This window comes from Rhizobacter sp. P5_A1 (assembly GCF_056400745.1).
In genome coordinates, this window is record NZ_JBFUKR010000002.1 from 99,136 (window position 1) to 114,952 (window position 15,817).

Below are 15,817 nucleotides of genomic sequence, written 5' to 3' on the forward strand. Positions count from 1 at the left end.
GGCTCAGGCCGCTTCTTGATGGCGGCCGGCCATCAGGATCGACGCGTGCAGGCGCGAGGTGGTGTCGTTCGCGGCGCCGCGGCCGTGGTTCGTGATCAGACCCCAGACCAGGTCGTCGTCCATCCGGAAGCGGCACAGCAGCGTGTTGCCCGAGGCGACCTTCATCATCTGTGCCGGCGTCAGCAGCGCGATCATCGCGGCGCTTTCTTCGCTGACGCCGAGGCGGAACAGCGCTTGTTCCTTGTCGGCCCGGATCAGGCTTTGCGCCAGCATCAGGTACGACAGGTTGGCTTCGCGAATCTCGGTGAGGATCTGGTCTGCGTTCATGGTGTCTGCTCCGGTGGTCTTTACTGGGTGTCGTTCCGCGTTGTTATGTGTCTCAACGTGAAACGGATTGTGAAGAGCCGATCAGGGCCGGAACATCAGGTCAGTTCTGTCGCTGCAGTCCACGTTCTTCCGTGCCCCGTGTCAGGCAACTTCCTACAAGGCCTCGTCGTCCGGGACCGATCGGGCCGAATCCGGCCGCCACCTGTGAACCATTGAACAGGCGGCCGATTCACCCGCAAATTTCTGTTGACAGACGCCCTCAAGTATCGAAACCCCCTGCCCGATAACCCTCCCAACGGGGACGAGCAATCAGAACCGGGGTCCGGAGTAAGCCGCCGATGTTTCGTAGAGGGCACAACCATTCGCCCCTCCAACGAGATCTGAGGAAGACGAGCGCCGGGCGCAGCAGGCCACCTGCCGATGCAGGTGTCAGCTCGAAGCAGATCGGTCGGTCGGGTTGAAGCCCGCTCTGCCAAGGCAATGCCGGCGCTCTCGCCGGGAGTCCCTTCAACCGTCACTGGAGTTATCGAAATGAGCATGTCCGTCAACACCAACGTCAATTCCCTGACCGCACAGCGCAACCTGAGCATGAGCCAGGGCTCGCTGTCGACCTCGATGCAGCGCCTGTCCTCCGGCCTGCGCGTCAACTCCGCGAAGGACGACGCCGCCGGCCTGGCGATCTCGGAGCGCATGAACGCGCAGATCCGCGGCCTGAACGTCGCCGGCCGCAACGCCAACGACGGCATCTCGCTGGCGCAGACCGCTGAAGGCGCGCTCGGCAAGGTCGGCGACATGCTGCAGCGCATGCGTGAACTGGCGGTGCAGGCCTCCAACGCGACGAACAGCCAGAGCGACCGCGATGCGCTGAACACCGAAGTCGGCTCGCTGAAGTCGGAAATCGCCCGCGTCGCCGCGCAGACGACCTTCAACGGCACCAAGCTGCTCGACGGCAGCTTCAGCGCCGCGCAGTTCCAGGTCGGCGCCAACGCCGGCGAGACCATCGGCGTCAACAGCATCGCCGACGCTTCGCTGGCCGTGCTCGGCGGCACGACCAACATCGCGACCGCGTCGGCGCCCGCCACCGGCGTGACCGGCTACGCCACCGCGATCTCCGCCGGCGACGTGCTGATCAACGGTGTCGACATCGGCGCCGTGACGGCCGCGGGCAGCCCGCTGGAGCGCGCCAACCAGATGGTCAGCGCGATCAACAAGGTCTCGGCGCAGACGAACGTCAGCGCGTCGTACGACGCCGGCACCGGCACGATCAGCCTGCGCAGCGATGCCGGCAACATCGCGATGACCGGCGCACTCGACGACGCCACCGTCGCCGGGTTCGACAACACCACCGGCACCGTGACCGCCGCAGCCGTGACCGGCATCGCCGGCCTGGACATCTCCGGCTTCAACGGCGCGCAGACCGCGCTGGTGCAGATCGACAAGGCGCTGGATTCGGTCAACTCGTCGCGTGCCGACCTCGGTGCACTGCAGAGCCGGTTCGAGAACGCGGTCAGCAACATCGCGATCCAGTCGGAGAACACGTCGGCCGCCCGCGGTCGCATCGTCGACGCCGACTTCGCGGCGGAAACCGCCAACATGTCGCGCGCCCAGATCCTGCAGCAAGCCGGCACCGCGATGGTCGCGCAGGCCAACCAGCTGCCCCAGCAGGTGCTGTCGCTGCTGAAGTAAGGCAGCTTCGTTCTCCGGCGAGCGGCGCATCGTCGCCGCTCACGCAGGCCCCACCGGGCAACCGGTGGGGCCTGCTGCGTTTGGCCGAACTGGATGGCGTTTCGGCGTCTTTTCGAAGCTTCGTGCGGCGCCCGGACTGACACCATTCGGTCCAGCGGGCTTCATGACCGGGGCCCGCGGTCCGGAAACACTGGCGGATGCTGGAATGCACGACGGTGATACGTGCCGGGCTTTGAAGGCCGCAGCGCGGCGGGGGTGACACCCCGCGGACAGGCAGCCCCGCAATGCCGGCACTTTCGCCGGGAATCATCATCCACAAGGAGTCCCTGAAATGCCTCTGACGATCAACACGAACATGAACTCGCTGACGGCGCAGCGCAACCTGAGCATGAGCCAGGGCTCGCTGTCGACCTCGATGCAGCGCCTGTCTTCCGGCCTGCGCGTCAACTCCGCGAAGGACGACGCCGCCGGCCTGGCGATCGCCGAACGCATGAACACGCAGATCCGCGGCCTGACGGTCGCCGGCCGCAACGCCAACGACGGCATCTCGCTGGCGCAGACCGCCGAAGGCGCGCTCGGCAAGGTCGGCGACATGCTGCAGCGCATGCGTGAACTGGCGGTGCAGGCGTCCAACGCGACGAACAGCCAGAGCGACCGCGATGCGCTGAACACCGAAGTCAGCGCCTTGAAGTCGGAAATCGCCCGCGTCGCCGCGCAGACGACGTTCAACAGCACCAAGCTGCTCGACGGCAGCTTCAGCGCCGCGCTGTTCCAGGTCGGCGCCAATGCCGGCGAGACCATCGGCGTCAACAGCATCGCCGACGCTTCGCTGGCCGTGCTCGGCGGCACGACCAACATCTCCACCGCGTCGGCGCCTGCCACCGGCGTGACCGGCTACGCCACCGCGATCGCCGCCGGCGACGTGCTGATCAACGGTGTCGACATCGGTGCCGTGACGGCCGCGGGCAGCCCGCTGGAGCGCGCCAACCAGATGGTCAGCGCGATCAACAAGGTCTCGTCGCAGACGAACGTCAGTGCGTCGTACGACGCCGGCACCGGCACGATCAGCCTGCGCAGCAACGCCGGCAACATCACGACGACCGGCGCGCTCGACGACGCCACCGTCGCCGGCTTCGACAACACCACCGGCACCGTGGTCGCCACGCCCACGACCGGCATCGCCGGCCTGGACATCTCCGGCTTCAACGGCGCCCAGACCGCGCTGGTGCAGATCGACAAGGCGCTCGACCAGGTCAACTCCTCGCGTGCCGACCTCGGCGCGCTGCAGACCCGGTTCGAGACGGCCGTCAGCAACATCGCGATCCAGACCGAGAACACCTCGGCGGCGCGCGGCCGCATCGTCGACGCCGACTTCGCGGCGGAAACTGCCAACATGTCGCGCGCCCAGATCCTGCAGCAGGCCGGCACCGCGATGGTCGCGCAGGCCAACCAGCTGCCCCAGCAGGTGCTGTCGCTGCTGAAGGGCTGATGGCCCGGCGCGCGCCGGCCTCAAGTCCGCGGCCAACCGGCCGACAACGGGATACCCGGTCCACCGGAACGGGTATCCCGCGTTCGCTTTTGGGGCGCGCGCCCCTCGTTGAAAGGCAGTTCGCATGACCTCCTCCATCAGCAGCACCGGAACGATCAGCTCCGCCGGCATCGGCAGCGGGCTGGACGTCGAGACCATCGTCACCAAGCTGATGGCGATCGAGCAGCAGCCGCTGAAGCTGCTGCAGAACACCGCGACGACGATCCAGACCAAGATCTCGGCCTTCGGCGGGCTGCAGTCGAGCGTCTCGGCGTTCCGCGACGCCGCCCTCGCGCTGACGAACCCGAGCACCTGGTCCGGCACCGCCGGCACCTCGAGCGATGCCGGCAGCGTCGGCGTGTCGTCGACCACCAGCGCGGTGGCCGGCAGCTACGCCGTGACAGTGCAGGCGCTCGCGACGACGCAATCCGTCGCCAGCACCGCTTTCACCGCGAGCTCGAGCACGGTCGGCTCGGGCACGCTGCACATCAACCTCGGGCAATGGTCGGCCGCACCCGTGCCGCCGGCCACCACACCGGCCTCGACGTTCACCGCCGCATCGGGCACGACCGGCCTGGACATCGTCGTCACCGACACCGACACGCTGGCCACGCTGCGCGACAAGATCAACGCCGCCGGCGCGGGCGTCTCGGCCTCGATCCTGACCGACACCAGCGGGGCCCGACTGGTGCTGAACTCCAGCGCCACGGGGGCCGCCAACGGGTTCCAGATCACCGCCGCGAACGGCGCCAGCGGCAACCTCGCGGCACTCGCCTACGACCCGCCGAACAGCACCGGCACGACGCTGACGCAGTCGGCGGCCAACGCGGCGGCGACGATCAACGGCCTCGCAGTCAGCTCGGCGACCAACAGCCTGGCCGACATGATCCAGGGCGTGACGCTGAACCTGTTCAAGGTCAGCAGCACACCGGTGCAGATCAGCGTCGCGCAGGACACGACCGCGACCAAGACCGCGATCCAGGGTTTCGTCACCGCGTACAACGCGCTTGCGACGCTGCTGACGACCGACACCAAGTACGACAGCGGGACGTCCACCGCCGGCGTGCTGCAAGGCGACAGCACCGCAGTGACGCTGCAGCGCCAGCTGCGCAACCTGCTGGGCGCCTCGTCGGGCGCATCGACCGTGTTCACGACGCTGTCGCAGGCCGGGCTCGAGACGCAGGCCGACGGCACGCTGAAGATCAACGACGCCAAGCTGACGAGCGCGATGGGCAAGCTGCCGGAGTTGAAGAAGCTGTTCGCGAACAGCGACACCACCAACCCGGCGAACGACGGCATCGTGCGCCGCCTGCGCGTGCTGAGCGACTCGCTGGTCAACAGCGATGGCCTGCTGACGACCCGCACCGAGGGCCTGAACACGAGCCTGAAGACGAACCAGAAGAGCCAGGACGCGATGACCGACCGGCTCGCCGCCGTCGAGGCGCGCATGCGCGCGCAGTACACCGCGCTCGACACGAAGATGGCGACGCTGAACACGCTGAGCACCTACATGACCCAGCAGATCGCGAACTGGAACAAGACGAACGCGAACTCGAACAACTGAGCGCCCGGCAGGCGGCGCTTCGATGCACGCCCTCTCGCCGTGTGGGCCACACGCTGCGACGACACTCAAGCGCACCGCGGTGCGACCGATAACAAGACATCATCGCCACCCAGAAAGACCGCCCGCCATGTTCGCATCCGCCGTCTCCCCGAGTGCCTTCCGCAGCCAGGCCACCGCGTACCAGCAGGTGCACGTGACCACGGGTGTGGACAACGCCTCGCCTCACGAGCTGGTCGGCATGCTGTTCGACGGCCTGCTCGAGATGCTGGCGGAGGCGCGCGGTGCGCTGCGCAGCGGCGACATCGCCCGCAAGGGACGCGCGATCTCGCGTGCCGGCCGCATCGTCGACGAAGGTCTGAATGGCGGCCTGAACATGGCCGAGGGCGGTGCCATCGCCGCCGACCTGCGCCGCCTCTACGAATACATCATGCTGCGCCTCGTCCATGCGAATGCCCGCAACGACGACGCCGCGCTGGCCGAATGCGTCGCGCTGATCGAGCCGCTGCGCAGCGGCTGGTCCGCCATCGCCGAGCGGGCTCCCGCCTGAAGGCCGCACATGCGCATCTGCCCCACCCCGCCCCGGAACATCGAGCCGAGTGACGCCATGAACACGCCCCTGCTGAACTACTACCAGGCCATCGAAAAGGCCAGCCAGGACATGCTGGACGCCGCCCGCAGCGGCAACTGGGATCAGGTCCTGAAACTCGAAGGCGCCTGCGCGCTGCTGATTTCGCAGCTGAAGCAGGGCGCCGCGGCGAACCCGCTGGGCGAGCAGGAGGCGCAGTTCAAGTCGCGCATCATGCAGCGCATCCTGGTCAACGACGCCGAGATCCGCCAGCTCGCCGAGCCTTGGCTCGAAGACCTCGACCACCTGCTTGCCGGCCGCCCGCAGACCATCCACTAGAGCGACCGGAGCGTTCCCGCGATGGAGACGATGCCGATGCCGCTCGACGCGCTGGGCGCTGCGCCCGGCGGGTTGGACGAGTTCCGCCTGAGCGCGCCGCGCGAGATCGCCGCGATGCTGCGCCAGCTCTGTGACGGCAGCGTGCAGCTGAACCTGAACGCCAGCGACGGCAGCGTCGTCAGCGCGACCATCTGGACGATGGACGCCGAACGCGGCGGACTCGGCTTCAACGTCGACCCGAGCGATCCGGCGCTGCATGCGCTGATGGAGTGCCAGGACGTCGTCGTCGTCGGCTATCTCGACAGCGTCAAGCTCCAGTTCGACATCCACAACCTCGTGCTGGTGCGCGGCCCGCGCGCCTGCGTGCTGAGCTGCAACTACCCGCGCGAGCTGTTCCGCTTCCAGCGCCGCAACGCCTACCGCGTGCGGCCGCTGCTGCGCAGCATGCCGGTCGCGCGGGTGCGCCACACCGACATCGCCGAGATGCAGCTGACCCTGCGCGTGCTCGACGTCAGCATCGGCGGCTGCGCGCTGTTCCTGCCCGACGACGTGCCGCCGATGCAGGTCGGCGGGGTCATCAACCAGGTGCAGATCGATCTCGATGCCGACACCCGTTTCCACGTCAACCTGCGGCTGCAGCACGTGACCTCGCTGAACAACGAGTCGCACGGGGTGCGGCTGGGCTGCGAGTTCGTGCGCGCCGACGCGAACGCGCTGCGTGCGCTGCAGCGCTTCATCGACCTGACGCAGAAGCGCGGCAACCTGCTGTCGGTCGGCTGAGAATTCGTCGCCATCGATCGAACAGCGCCGGATTTCGCGAACTTTTCCGCAGATCGGCCCTCAGGTTTTTCCGGGCGCTGCCGATAGACCCTTGACCAGCCATTCTTGGGCGGGAGCAAGGAGCGCATTCATGAGCATCACCGGCATCACCGGCATCGCCCGTGTCCCGGCGACGATCGCGGACACGCCGGCCGCGACCACCACCCCGGCGCCGGGCGCGCTCTCGGCGAGCGCAGCGCCCGAGGTCGAGATCGACCAGGTCACCCAACAGCCGCTGCCGCCACGCTTCCCGTGGCTGAGCCGGCTCTCGCAGCAACTCGAATCGGCAGCCCGGCAGCGCCCGGCGTTCGCGCCGGCGCCTATCCTGGGCGACCACGTCGACAAATCGGCGTGACGTCACCCTGAGGCTGCCGCTCAGGCGCGCGCCTCGAACACCAGGTTGAACGGTGTCTGCGCGGCGCGCCGGAACGACGTGAAGCCCCCGTCGGTCACGACATCGCGCAGCCGCGCCTCGCCGGCCTGCGCCCCCAGGCACAGCCCGACCTCCTGCGAGCGCGAGGCCGGCGTGCAGATGAAGGTCGAGGCCGAGTAGTAGACGCGCCCGACCGGGTTCAGGTTGTCCTCGAGCCGATCGTTCGCAAAGGGCTCGACGATCATCCAGCTGCCGTCCTTGCGCAGGCTCTGCCGCACATGGCGCGACACGCCGACCGGGTCGCCCATGTCGTGCAAACAATCGAACACCGTGACGAGGTCGTAGTCGTTGCCGGGATAGGTCTTGGCGCTCGCGACCTCGAAGCGGCAGCGGTCGCCGACACCGGCCGCGGCCGCCGCCTCGCGCGCATGCGTGATCGAGGGCTCGTGGTAGTCGAAGCCGACGAACCGCGAGTTCGGATAGGCCTGCGCCATGATGATCGTCGAGGCGCCGTGGCCGCAGCCGACATCGGCAACGCTGGCGCCGGCCCTCAGGCGCGCCTCGACGCCGTCGAGCGCCGGCAGCCATTGGCTCACCAGGTTGGCGGCGTAGGCGGGGCGGAAGAAGCGCTCGGTGCCATGGAACAGCGCCGCGTCGTGCTCGTGCCAGCCCAGGCCCAGCCCGGTGCGAAAGGCCTGCATCACCTTCGGGATCGCCTTGAACTGCGCCACCGCGATCTGGAACGCGCCGGGGATGAACGCCGGGCTGCCCTCGACCGCCAGCGCGAAGGCCTGCTCCTCGCTCATGCTGAAGCGGTCGTTCGCCGCGTCATATTGCACGTAGCCGCTCGCGGCCTGGCTCGACAGCCATTCGCGCAGGTAGCGCGGGTCGGTCTCGGTGCGGCGCGCCAGGTCCTCGGCGCTGGCGGGCGACTCGGCGAGCGCCTTGTACAGGCCGAGCTTGTCGCCGACGACGACGGTCGCGGCATGCATCACGGCGCCGATGTCGTGCACGAAGTGGCCCATGAATTCATTCAGCTTCGACTCGTCGATGGCCATGTCGATCTCCTGAAGGGGTTCGGGCGTCGCCGATCGGCGACGCGCCACTGTCCGCGGCAGGCATGCAGCGCAAGCTTACGCCGCCGTTGCGGCGCTGCGAAGCGCGGCTTCGGCCGGGTATGCTTCGCGCACCCGACGCCCGCCCTCTGGCTCGAGGGACATCAGGAGACCACCGCATGAAGCTCAGATCCGCCCTCGCCGCGACGCTCGTCCTCGGTGCCGCGCTCGCCGTGCCGGCCTTCGCGCAGGAAAACAAGCTGCGCCTGATCACCTGGGCCGACTACGTGCCCCCCGAGGTGGTCGCGCAGTTCAAGAAGGAAACCGGGATCGACGTCGAGATCACGCTGTCGAACAACGAGGAGATGATCTCGAAACTGCGCGCCACCGGCGGCGCCGGCTTCGACCTCGCGCAGCCCTCGCAGGACCGCATCACCGGCCCGCAGCAGGAGTTCGGCATCTACAAGCCGATCGACCTGGCGAAGGTCAAGTCCGAGCTGTTCATCCCGGCGATGCTCGAGGCGACGAAGAAGAACACCACGCTCGCCGGCAAGGTCTACGGCCTGCCGCACATCTGGGGCACCGACGGCCTGGTCGTCAACACCAAGCTCGCGAAGATGAGCGACTACCCGGACCTGTGCAAGACCGACTACAAGGGCAAGACCGCCGTGCGCCTGAAGCGACCGACCCTGCTGGCGTTCGCGTTCGCGGCCGGCAAGGACCCGTTCGCGCTCTACGGCGACCCGAAGGCCTACGCCGCGCTGATGGACGAGGTCGGCAAGACGCTCGCGGCCTGCAAGGGCAACCTGAAGTTCTTCTGGGACAACAAGGACCAGCTGCTGAACGGCATGCGCGCCGGCGAGGTCGTCGGCGCGATGATGTGGGACACCGGCGGCTGGAAGCTGAACCGCGACAACGCCGAGATCCAGTTCATCGCGCCGAAATCCGGCGCGATGGGCTGGATCGACACCTTCGCGCTGCCCGCGAAGGGCCGCGCCGACGCCGCCGCCTATGCCTGGATCAACTTCAACATGCGCCCCGAGATCGCCGCGAAGGTCGCCGCCTCGGCCGGCAACTTCACCGCGTCGCAAGGGGCCGACCGGCTGATGGAGGAGAAGCTGAAGGCACAGTTCGCCGCGAGCTTCCCGAAGGCGGCGCTCGAGAACGTGCGCTGGTATCCGGCCGTGCCGGCCGGCATCGAGGAGATCGAAGGGCGCGTGCTGGATCGGGTCAAGGCGGCGAACTGACGCCGCCCCGATGCAGCTCGACCTCGAAGCGATCCGGGTCGCGAAGCATTACGCCGCGCACAAGGCCGTCGACGCGCTCTCGTTCGGTGTCGAGCGCGGCAGCTTCTTCTCGATCCTCGGGCCCTCGGGCTGCGGCAAGACGACGCTGCTGCGGCTGATCGCCGGGTTCATCGCGGCGGATGCCGGCGAGATCCGCATCGGCGGGCAGCCGATGCAGGGCGTCGCGCCGAATCGGCGCCCGGTCAACATGGTGTTCCAGCACCTCGCGCTGTTCCCGATGATGTCGGTCGCCGAGAACGTCGGCTACGGCCTCGCGCGGCGCGCGCTGCCGAAGGCGCTGATCGCGCAGAAGGTCGGCGCGATGCTCGAACGCGTCGGCCTCGCGGGGGCGCAGCACAAGCGCATCGACGAACTCTCGGGCGGCCAGAAGCAGCGTGTCGCGATCGCGCGCAGCCTCGTGCTCGAACCCACGCTGCTGCTGCTCGACGAGCCGCTCGGCGCGCTCGACCTGAAGCTGCGCGAGCACATGAAGATCGAGCTGAAGCAGCTGCAGGCCGCGTTCGGCACGACCTTCGTCTACATCACGCACGACCAGTCGGAAGCACTGGTGCTCTCCGACCACGTGGCGGTGATGAACGCCGGGCGCTTCGAGCAGATCGGCACGCCGCAGCAGCTGTACTACGCGCCGCAGACGCCGTTCGTCGCCGGCTTCGTCGGCGCGAACAACCGCGTCAAGGGCCGGGCGACCGGCGTCGCCGGCGACGCGGTCGAGCTCGTCACGCCCGAGGGCCTGTACCTGTTCGCGCGGCGCAGCGGCGCGGTCGCGGTCGGCGATGCGGTCGAGGCCTTCGTGCGGCCCGAGGTCGCGAACCTCGCGCGCGACCCGGCCGAGCTCGGCGATGCGCAGCCGCGGTTTGCCGCGCAGGTCGAGAGCCTGCTGTTCGACGGCGCGAATTCCGCGGTGCTGTTGCGCGAGGCCGGCACCGGGCTCGAGTTTCGCGTCGCGCTGCCGCAGACCGGCCAGCTCTCGGACCTGCGCGTCGGCGAGATCGTCAGCTTCGGGTTCGATCCGCAGCGCGCCGTCTGCTTCGCATCGGCCGCGAGCGGCTGATGCCGACGCTGCACCGCGCCGCCGCATCGAAGCGCCTCGCGCTGGGGCTGCTGCTCGCGCCGGCGCTGCTGTGGCTGGTCGGGCTGATCGTGCTGCCGCATCTCGAGCTCGGCGTGCTCTCGCTGCGTGCGCGCACCGCGCCGCGCCAGTACGAGGCGAGCCTCGCGCAGTACCGCACCTTCTTCGAGGAGCCGCTGTACTGGCACACCTTCGTGCGCACCGCGGTGATGGCGATCGTCGCCACGGCGCTGACGCTGCTGCTCGCGTTCCCGATCGCGTGGACGATCGCGAAGCTCGCGCGCGGCCGCGCGAAGTCGCTGCTCTTCGTGCTGTGCCTGATCCCGTTCTGGGTCAGCGAGACGGTGCGCACGCTGGGCTGGATGATCCTGCTGCGCGAGTCGGGAGTGCTGCCGCAGCTGCTCGTCGCGATGGGGCTGACCGCGCAGCCGGTCGAGCTGCTGTACCGCGACGCGACGATCCTCGTCGGCCTGGTCTACACCTCACTGCTGTTCATGGTCGTGCCGCTGATCGGCGCGCTCGAATCGCTCGACGATGCATTGATCGAGGCCGCCTACGACCTCGGCGGCAACGGCTGGAGCATCCTGCGGCAGATCGTCATCCCGCACGCCGCGCCCGGCATCACCGCCGGCTGCATCGTCGTGTTCATGCTGACGCTCGGCAACTACCTGACGCCGACGCTGCTCGGCGGCAAGAACTCGCTCTGGTTCACCGAGCAGATCTACACGCAGTTCATCACGCGCTTCAACTGGGAACAGGGCGCGGCGTTCGGCTTCCTGCTGCTCGGCTTGTCGACCGCGATCGTGTGGCTTGGGCTCAAGCTCGCTGGCCAGCGCTTCGGCGAGGCGATGCGGAGAGCATGAAGGCGCCGCGCTCGACATGATCCCGTCGCTGCCCCGCCCGCGCTGGCTGCGCGCGAGCACCACGCTGTACGCGTTGGCGTTCTTCGCGTTCCTGTTCCTGCCGCTCGCGGTGGTCGCGGTGTTCGCGTTCAACGATGCGCCCTACCCCGCGCCACCGTGGCGCGGCTTCACGTTCGACTGGTTCGTCGGCAACGCGCGCGGTCGCACGGGGCTGTTCGGCGACGGCCCGCTGCTGCGCAGCCTGTGGACCAGCACGCTGGTGGCCGCGTGGGTCACGGGCCTGGCGGTGCTCGTCGGCACCGCGAACGCGTTCCTGATCGAGCGCGCGCAGTTCCGCGCCAAGGCGGCGCTGTCGCTGCTGATGCTCGCGCCGCTGGTGATCCCGGGCGTGATCCTCGGCATCTCGATCCTCGCGTTCGCGAGCCGCATTGCGCAGTTCGCCGACGATGTGCTCGGCTGGGAGCTCGACGCCCTGCGGCCGGGCCTGCCGCTGGTCGTCGCCGGCCAGTTCGCCTACATCGTCTCGATCGCGACACTGACGATCGGCGCGCGCCTGCGGCGCTTCGACACCAGCCTCGAGGACGCCGCCTACAACCTCGGCGCGTCGCGCGCGGCGGTGTTCGCGACGATCACCTTGCCGTACCTGAAGCCCGCGCTGATCGGCGCCGCGGTGATCTCGTTCCTGATGTCGTTCGAGAACTTCAACACGACCCTGATGCTCGTCGGCTCGGACCCGCCGCTGACGGTGCTGATGTACGGCCGCATGCGCGAGGGCGCGAGCCCGGTGCTGAACGCGGTGAGCCTGTTCCTGATGCTGGCCTCCGGCCTGCTGGCGCTGCTGTTGATGCGCGGCGCGCGGCGGCGCGACGGCGCCGGCTGATCGCGCGGTCGTTGCGCGTCAGGGCCGGTCCGGCGCCCAGCCCGCCGGCGCGAGCTCGAAGCCCTCGAAGCGGAACGCCGGCGCGACCACGCACGCGACCAGGCACCAGCCGTTGCCGGCCTGCGCGGACTGCCACCGGTGCGGCTCGACGACCTGCTGCGGCCGGTCGCCGGCGGCGACATCGACCCCGAGCCGGAACGACTCGATCCGCGTGCCCTGCGCGATGCTCAGCGTCAGCGCGGTACCGGCCTGGAAGATCCACAGCTCGGTGGCGTCGACGCGGTGCCAGTGCGAGCGCTGCCCGGCTTCGAGCAGGAACAGGATCGAGGTGCCGGCGCCGCGTTCGGCGCCGGCGATCGGTGCCGCGCGCCAGGTCTCGCGGTACCAGCCGCCTTCGGGATGCGGCATGAGCGCGAGGCGCGCGATCAGGTCGTCGACTTCGCCCATCCTCGACGCTCAGTGCCCGCGCACCATCGAGATCGGCACCCAGGTGTAGCCGCCGTCGGGATTCGAGCGGATCTTCCCGATGCCGGGAAAACCGATGTGCGCGGCGGCGATCCACACGCCCTCGCGCGCGGCCTCGCGGTAGACGCGTGCACGGCTGGCCGCGGCCTGCGCCGGCACCGCATCGAACGAGACCGTCGCGGCCGGCAGCGGAAACTGCACCGCGGCCACGTGCATCAGGTCACCCCACAGCACCAGCTTCTCGCCGTCGCTCTCGACCACGTAGACCGTGTGGCCAGGCGTATGGCCCGGCGCCGGCAGCGCACGCACGCCGGCGACGAGCTCGCTGCGGCCGTCGAAGGGCCGGAAGCGGCCGCTGCTGACGTAGGGCTCGAGCATCGCGATCGCGCTCTCGAAGTCTTCCTTCGCGGCTCCGGCGGCGGCCAGCTTCGCGCGGCTCAGGTAGTGGTCCGCCTCGTGCACATCGGCGCGCACCACCGCCTTCGGAAACACCGCGCGGCCGTCGACGGTCAGCCCGCCGACGTGGTCGGTGTGCAGGTGGGTGAGGTAGATCTCGTCGATCTGCTCGGGCGTGTAGCCCGCGGCGCGCAGGTTGGCCTGCGCCTTGCCCAGCCCGTCGCCGAACATGCGCGACGCACCGGTGCCGGTATCGATCATCACGATGCGCTGCCCGGTGTCGACGACGAAGGCGTTGACCGACATCGGCATCGTCGCCGGCAGATAGGACCGTGCGCGCAGCGTCTTCAGTTGCGCCGGGCCGGGCCGCGCGAACACCTCGTCGACCGGCATCTCGAGCGTGCCGTCCCAAAGCGCGGTCACGGTGAAGCGGCCGATCTTCGTGCTGTACCAGCCGGGGCTCTCGGGGCGCGCGTCGGCCGCGTGCAGCGAAGCCGCGGCGCCGAGCGCGAGAGCGAGGGCGACGACGCGCAGTGCGGCGATGCGGAAGGGCTTCATGGGTTGTCGACGGTGGCAGCGCTGATTGGCGGCGCGCTCATTTTGCCGGCGATCGGCCGCGCGGCACGATCGGCGTCGGCGAACGGCCCGAGGCACTTCGGCGCCGGCTGGTCGGGGCCAGGGACGGCATGGAGCGTGCGGCATGTCTCAACCCTTCGAGCGCCGGTTCGATGACCGTCGGATCGGCGCCGCTCGCGAACACCGCGTACGCCGGGTACAGGAACTCCGGCGCCCCGGGCACGCGCCGCAGCTTGCCGCTCTCGAGATGGTGGCGCACCACCGCAAGGCGGAAGTACCCGGAGCCGCCGGCCGCGAGCACGTACTCGCGGCCCAGGGGCCCGAGGCCGGCGATCACGCCGGCGTTGCCGAGCTCCGGAAACGCGAGGCTGTGCTGCGCCGCGAACTCGGGGCCCCAATCGACATACACGTAGTCCTTCGGGTCGGGCGCGTTGCGGCGCTGGTGCGTCGTGACCAGCACCAGCTTCTCCTCGATCAGCAGTTCGATGCGCAGACCCGGTCGTTGCTGCGGCGCATAGACGACCGCGATGTCGAGCATGCCGGACGCCACCCGATCGATCAGCTCCGACGGGAAGCCGACCTCGGTGCGCAGCGCGAGCTGCGGCGCCTCGGTGCGCATCCACATCAACCAGTCGAGCAGCAGCGGATCCCACAGGCTCATTTCGCAGCCCATCGTCAGCACCGAGCGTCGCCCGGGCGGCACGGCCACCTGGTGGCGCGCGCGCTCCCACACCTGCACGAGCATCGAGGCGTAGCGGACGAACTGCTCGCCCGCCGGCGTCAGTGAGGCGCCGGCCTTGTTGCGCACGAACAGGCGCGCGCCGACCTGCTGCTCGAGCGCCCGCACGCGCGCGCTGACCGCGGTCTGCGTGACATGAAGGCGATCGGCCGCGCGCAGGAAGCTGCCGGCCGCGACGATGTCGAGGAAGGTTCTGGCGAGTGTGATGTCCATGGGGTTCGCGGCGTCGTCGATCGTTTCAATGCAATATTCTTGCTCTCAATTGCCATTGAAACTCGCTTTACTTAGTTTTAGACCCCGCCGAAGATTTGCTCACCGAATTCGCGCACCGCGCGGCGAGTCAACAGGAGCAGCAAGCAATGGGAACGCAAGGTCTTCGAACGAAGGAACTCCGCAGCCTGGTGGCTGCGCTGCCGATCGTCATTCTCGTGACCGCGATTCGCGCGGCAGCGCAGCGCACCGGGCGAAGCCGGCGCGCGGCGGCGGTCGCAACGGTCCGGCCGGCGTAGGCCACCCGACGGAGCGAACCATGCAGACACACCACGACGCACCAGGTGCGCAGACGGATGCGCAAATCCGAAGCACCCTGCTCGCCACGCTGGCCCAGCAGCCGTGGTGGCGGGCGGCCGTGTCGAACGTCTTCGTCGCCGACGGGGTGGTGATCTATCAGGGCCTGTTCTCGCGCGCGCATGAGAGACGAGCGGCCCACGCCATCGCGGCGGCGATCGCCGGCGTCCGCGCGATTCGCGACGATCGCATCCGCGCGCGCGAGTGGCAGGCGATGGCTTGAGGCCTCTGATCGACCCGGCCTCCGCAACTGATCGCACACGCCAAGGCCCCAGCGGCCCAGGCCATCGGGTGGCCCGAGCGCGACTGACGCCGGCCCTACACCTGCATCGACATGATGTCCGAGTAGGCCTGGACCATCTTGTTGCGCACCTGCAGCGTCGCCTGAAACCCGATCTGCGCCTTCTGCATCGCGACCATGGTCTGCTCGATGCTGACGGTCGGGTTGTCGAGCTGCACCTCACGCTGCATCGCGTTGGCGTCGGTCTGCGACTGGCTGACCGCGCCGAGCGCCTGCGTCAACGCCTGCTGAAAGCCCGCGCCTTCGGTGGCCCGGCTCTTCTGCAGCGGCTGGCCGTTCGTCGCGAGGCCGGCGCGAGCGACGGCCTGGGCGAAATCGAAAGGTTTGAGGGTGACGTTCATCGGGCGAGCTCCCAGGAAGGGGATGGCGTGATCGTAGGCACTCCGCCGCGCCGCCAA

At 69.0% G+C, this 15,817-nt stretch carries 19 protein-coding genes; 13 read left to right on the forward strand and 6 right to left on the reverse strand.

What is annotated here, in order from left to right; translation table 11 throughout:
• Positions 1-3: 3 nt before the first annotated feature.
• Positions 4-327 carry a flagellar transcriptional regulator FlhD gene (flhD, locus tag AC1DTW_RS02255; protein ID WP_477978691.1) on the reverse strand — a complete coding sequence of 108 codons (324 nt, stop codon included), beginning with the start codon at positions 325-327 and terminating at the stop codon, positions 4-6.
• A 531-nt stretch (positions 328-858) separates the two neighbouring features.
• On the opposite strand from flhD, the gene AC1DTW_RS02260 reads away from it, so the two are divergent.
• From AC1DTW_RS02260 to AC1DTW_RS02290, 7 genes are all read left to right on the forward strand, one after another.
• Positions 859-2,013, forward strand: coding sequence for a flagellin (locus AC1DTW_RS02260; RefSeq protein ID WP_477978693.1), 1,155 nt, complete (start codon positions 859-861; stop codon positions 2,011-2,013).
• Positions 2,014-2,344: 331 nt separating this feature from the next.
• Positions 2,345-3,502 (forward strand): flagellin, encoded by a 1,158-nt coding sequence (locus AC1DTW_RS02265; protein ID WP_477978695.1) that lies wholly within the window; start codon positions 2,345-2,347, stop codon positions 3,500-3,502.
• A 124-nt stretch (positions 3,503-3,626) separates the two neighbouring features.
• Positions 3,627-5,105, forward strand: coding sequence for a flagellar filament capping protein FliD (gene fliD, locus AC1DTW_RS02270; protein WP_477978697.1), 1,479 nt, complete (start codon positions 3,627-3,629; stop codon positions 5,103-5,105).
• A gap of 127 nt (positions 5,106-5,232) precedes the next feature.
• Positions 5,233-5,652, forward strand: a complete 420-nt coding sequence (fliS, locus tag AC1DTW_RS02275) for a flagellar export chaperone FliS (RefSeq protein WP_477978699.1) — start codon at positions 5,233-5,235, stop codon at positions 5,650-5,652.
• 57 nt (positions 5,653-5,709) lie between these two features.
• On the forward strand, positions 5,710-6,009 hold the full coding sequence (locus tag AC1DTW_RS02280; protein ID WP_477978701.1) for a flagellar protein FliT: 300 nt from the start codon (positions 5,710-5,712) through the stop codon (positions 6,007-6,009).
• A gap of 21 nt (positions 6,010-6,030) precedes the next feature.
• Positions 6,031-6,789: a flagellar brake protein gene (locus tag AC1DTW_RS02285; RefSeq protein ID WP_477978703.1), complete on the forward strand. Its 759-nt coding sequence runs from the start codon at positions 6,031-6,033 to the stop codon at positions 6,787-6,789.
• 130 nt (positions 6,790-6,919) lie between these two features.
• Positions 6,920-7,183, forward strand: coding sequence for a hypothetical protein (locus tag AC1DTW_RS02290; protein WP_477978705.1), 264 nt, complete (start codon positions 6,920-6,922; stop codon positions 7,181-7,183).
• A 20-nt stretch (positions 7,184-7,203) separates the two neighbouring features.
• On the opposite strand, the gene AC1DTW_RS02295 is transcribed toward AC1DTW_RS02290, so the two are convergent.
• Positions 7,204-8,259: a class I SAM-dependent methyltransferase gene (locus tag AC1DTW_RS02295; RefSeq protein ID WP_477978707.1), complete on the reverse strand. Its 1,056-nt coding sequence runs from the start codon at positions 8,257-8,259 to the stop codon at positions 7,204-7,206.
• Positions 8,260-8,435: 176 nt separating this feature from the next.
• Here AC1DTW_RS02295 and AC1DTW_RS02300 point away from each other — a divergent pair, with 176 nt between their 5' ends.
• From AC1DTW_RS02300 to AC1DTW_RS02315, 4 genes are read left to right on the forward strand one after another with little or no spacing between them, the layout of a single operon-like run.
• Positions 8,436-9,503, forward strand: a complete 1,068-nt coding sequence (locus tag AC1DTW_RS02300; protein ID WP_477978709.1) for an extracellular solute-binding protein — start codon at positions 8,436-8,438, stop codon at positions 9,501-9,503.
• A gap of 10 nt (positions 9,504-9,513) precedes the next feature.
• Complete coding sequence (locus AC1DTW_RS02305; protein WP_477978711.1) at positions 9,514-10,614, forward strand: ABC transporter ATP-binding protein; 1,101 nt, start codon at positions 9,514-9,516, stop codon at positions 10,612-10,614.
• On the forward strand, positions 10,614-11,495 hold the full coding sequence (locus tag AC1DTW_RS02310) for an ABC transporter permease (protein ID WP_477978713.1): 882 nt from the start codon (positions 10,614-10,616) through the stop codon (positions 11,493-11,495). Before AC1DTW_RS02305 ends, AC1DTW_RS02310 begins: the two co-directional genes overlap by 1 nt.
• A gap of 16 nt (positions 11,496-11,511) precedes the next feature.
• Entirely contained in the window at positions 11,512-12,375 is an 864-nt protein-coding gene (locus AC1DTW_RS02315; protein WP_477978715.1) for an ABC transporter permease, read from the forward strand.
• An 18-nt stretch (positions 12,376-12,393) separates the two neighbouring features.
• Here the strand turns inward: AC1DTW_RS02315 and AC1DTW_RS02320 are convergent, their stop codons facing one another.
• Genes AC1DTW_RS02320 through AC1DTW_RS02330 form a run of 3 tightly spaced genes read right to left on the reverse strand, consistent with a single transcriptional unit; the run spans position 12,394 to position 14,764 of the window.
• Entirely contained in the window at positions 12,394-12,822 is a 429-nt protein-coding gene (locus tag AC1DTW_RS02320; RefSeq protein WP_477978717.1) for a cupin domain-containing protein, read from the reverse strand.
• 9 nt (positions 12,823-12,831) lie between these two features.
• A complete protein-coding gene (locus AC1DTW_RS02325) occupies positions 12,832-13,794 on the reverse strand; it encodes an MBL fold metallo-hydrolase (RefSeq protein ID WP_477978719.1) in 963 nt (320 codons plus the stop codon).
• A gap of 37 nt (positions 13,795-13,831) precedes the next feature.
• Positions 13,832-14,764: a LysR family transcriptional regulator gene (locus AC1DTW_RS02330; protein WP_477978721.1), complete on the reverse strand. Its 933-nt coding sequence runs from the start codon at positions 14,762-14,764 to the stop codon at positions 13,832-13,834.
• 95 nt (positions 14,765-14,859) lie between these two features.
• On the opposite strand from AC1DTW_RS02330, the gene AC1DTW_RS02335 reads away from it, so the two are divergent.
• Positions 14,860-15,060: a hypothetical protein gene (locus tag AC1DTW_RS02335; RefSeq protein ID WP_477978723.1), complete on the forward strand. Its 201-nt coding sequence runs from the start codon at positions 14,860-14,862 to the stop codon at positions 15,058-15,060.
• A 20-nt stretch (positions 15,061-15,080) separates the two neighbouring features.
• A complete protein-coding gene (locus AC1DTW_RS02340) occupies positions 15,081-15,341 on the forward strand; it encodes a BON domain-containing protein (RefSeq protein ID WP_477978725.1) in 261 nt (86 codons plus the stop codon).
• 95 nt (positions 15,342-15,436) lie between these two features.
• Here AC1DTW_RS02340 and fliE read toward each other — a convergent pair whose 3' ends face one another.
• Positions 15,437-15,760 carry a flagellar hook-basal body complex protein FliE gene (gene fliE, locus AC1DTW_RS02345; protein WP_477978727.1) on the reverse strand — a complete coding sequence of 108 codons (324 nt, stop codon included), beginning with the start codon at positions 15,758-15,760 and terminating at the stop codon, positions 15,437-15,439.
• Positions 15,761-15,817 lie beyond the last annotated feature (57 nt).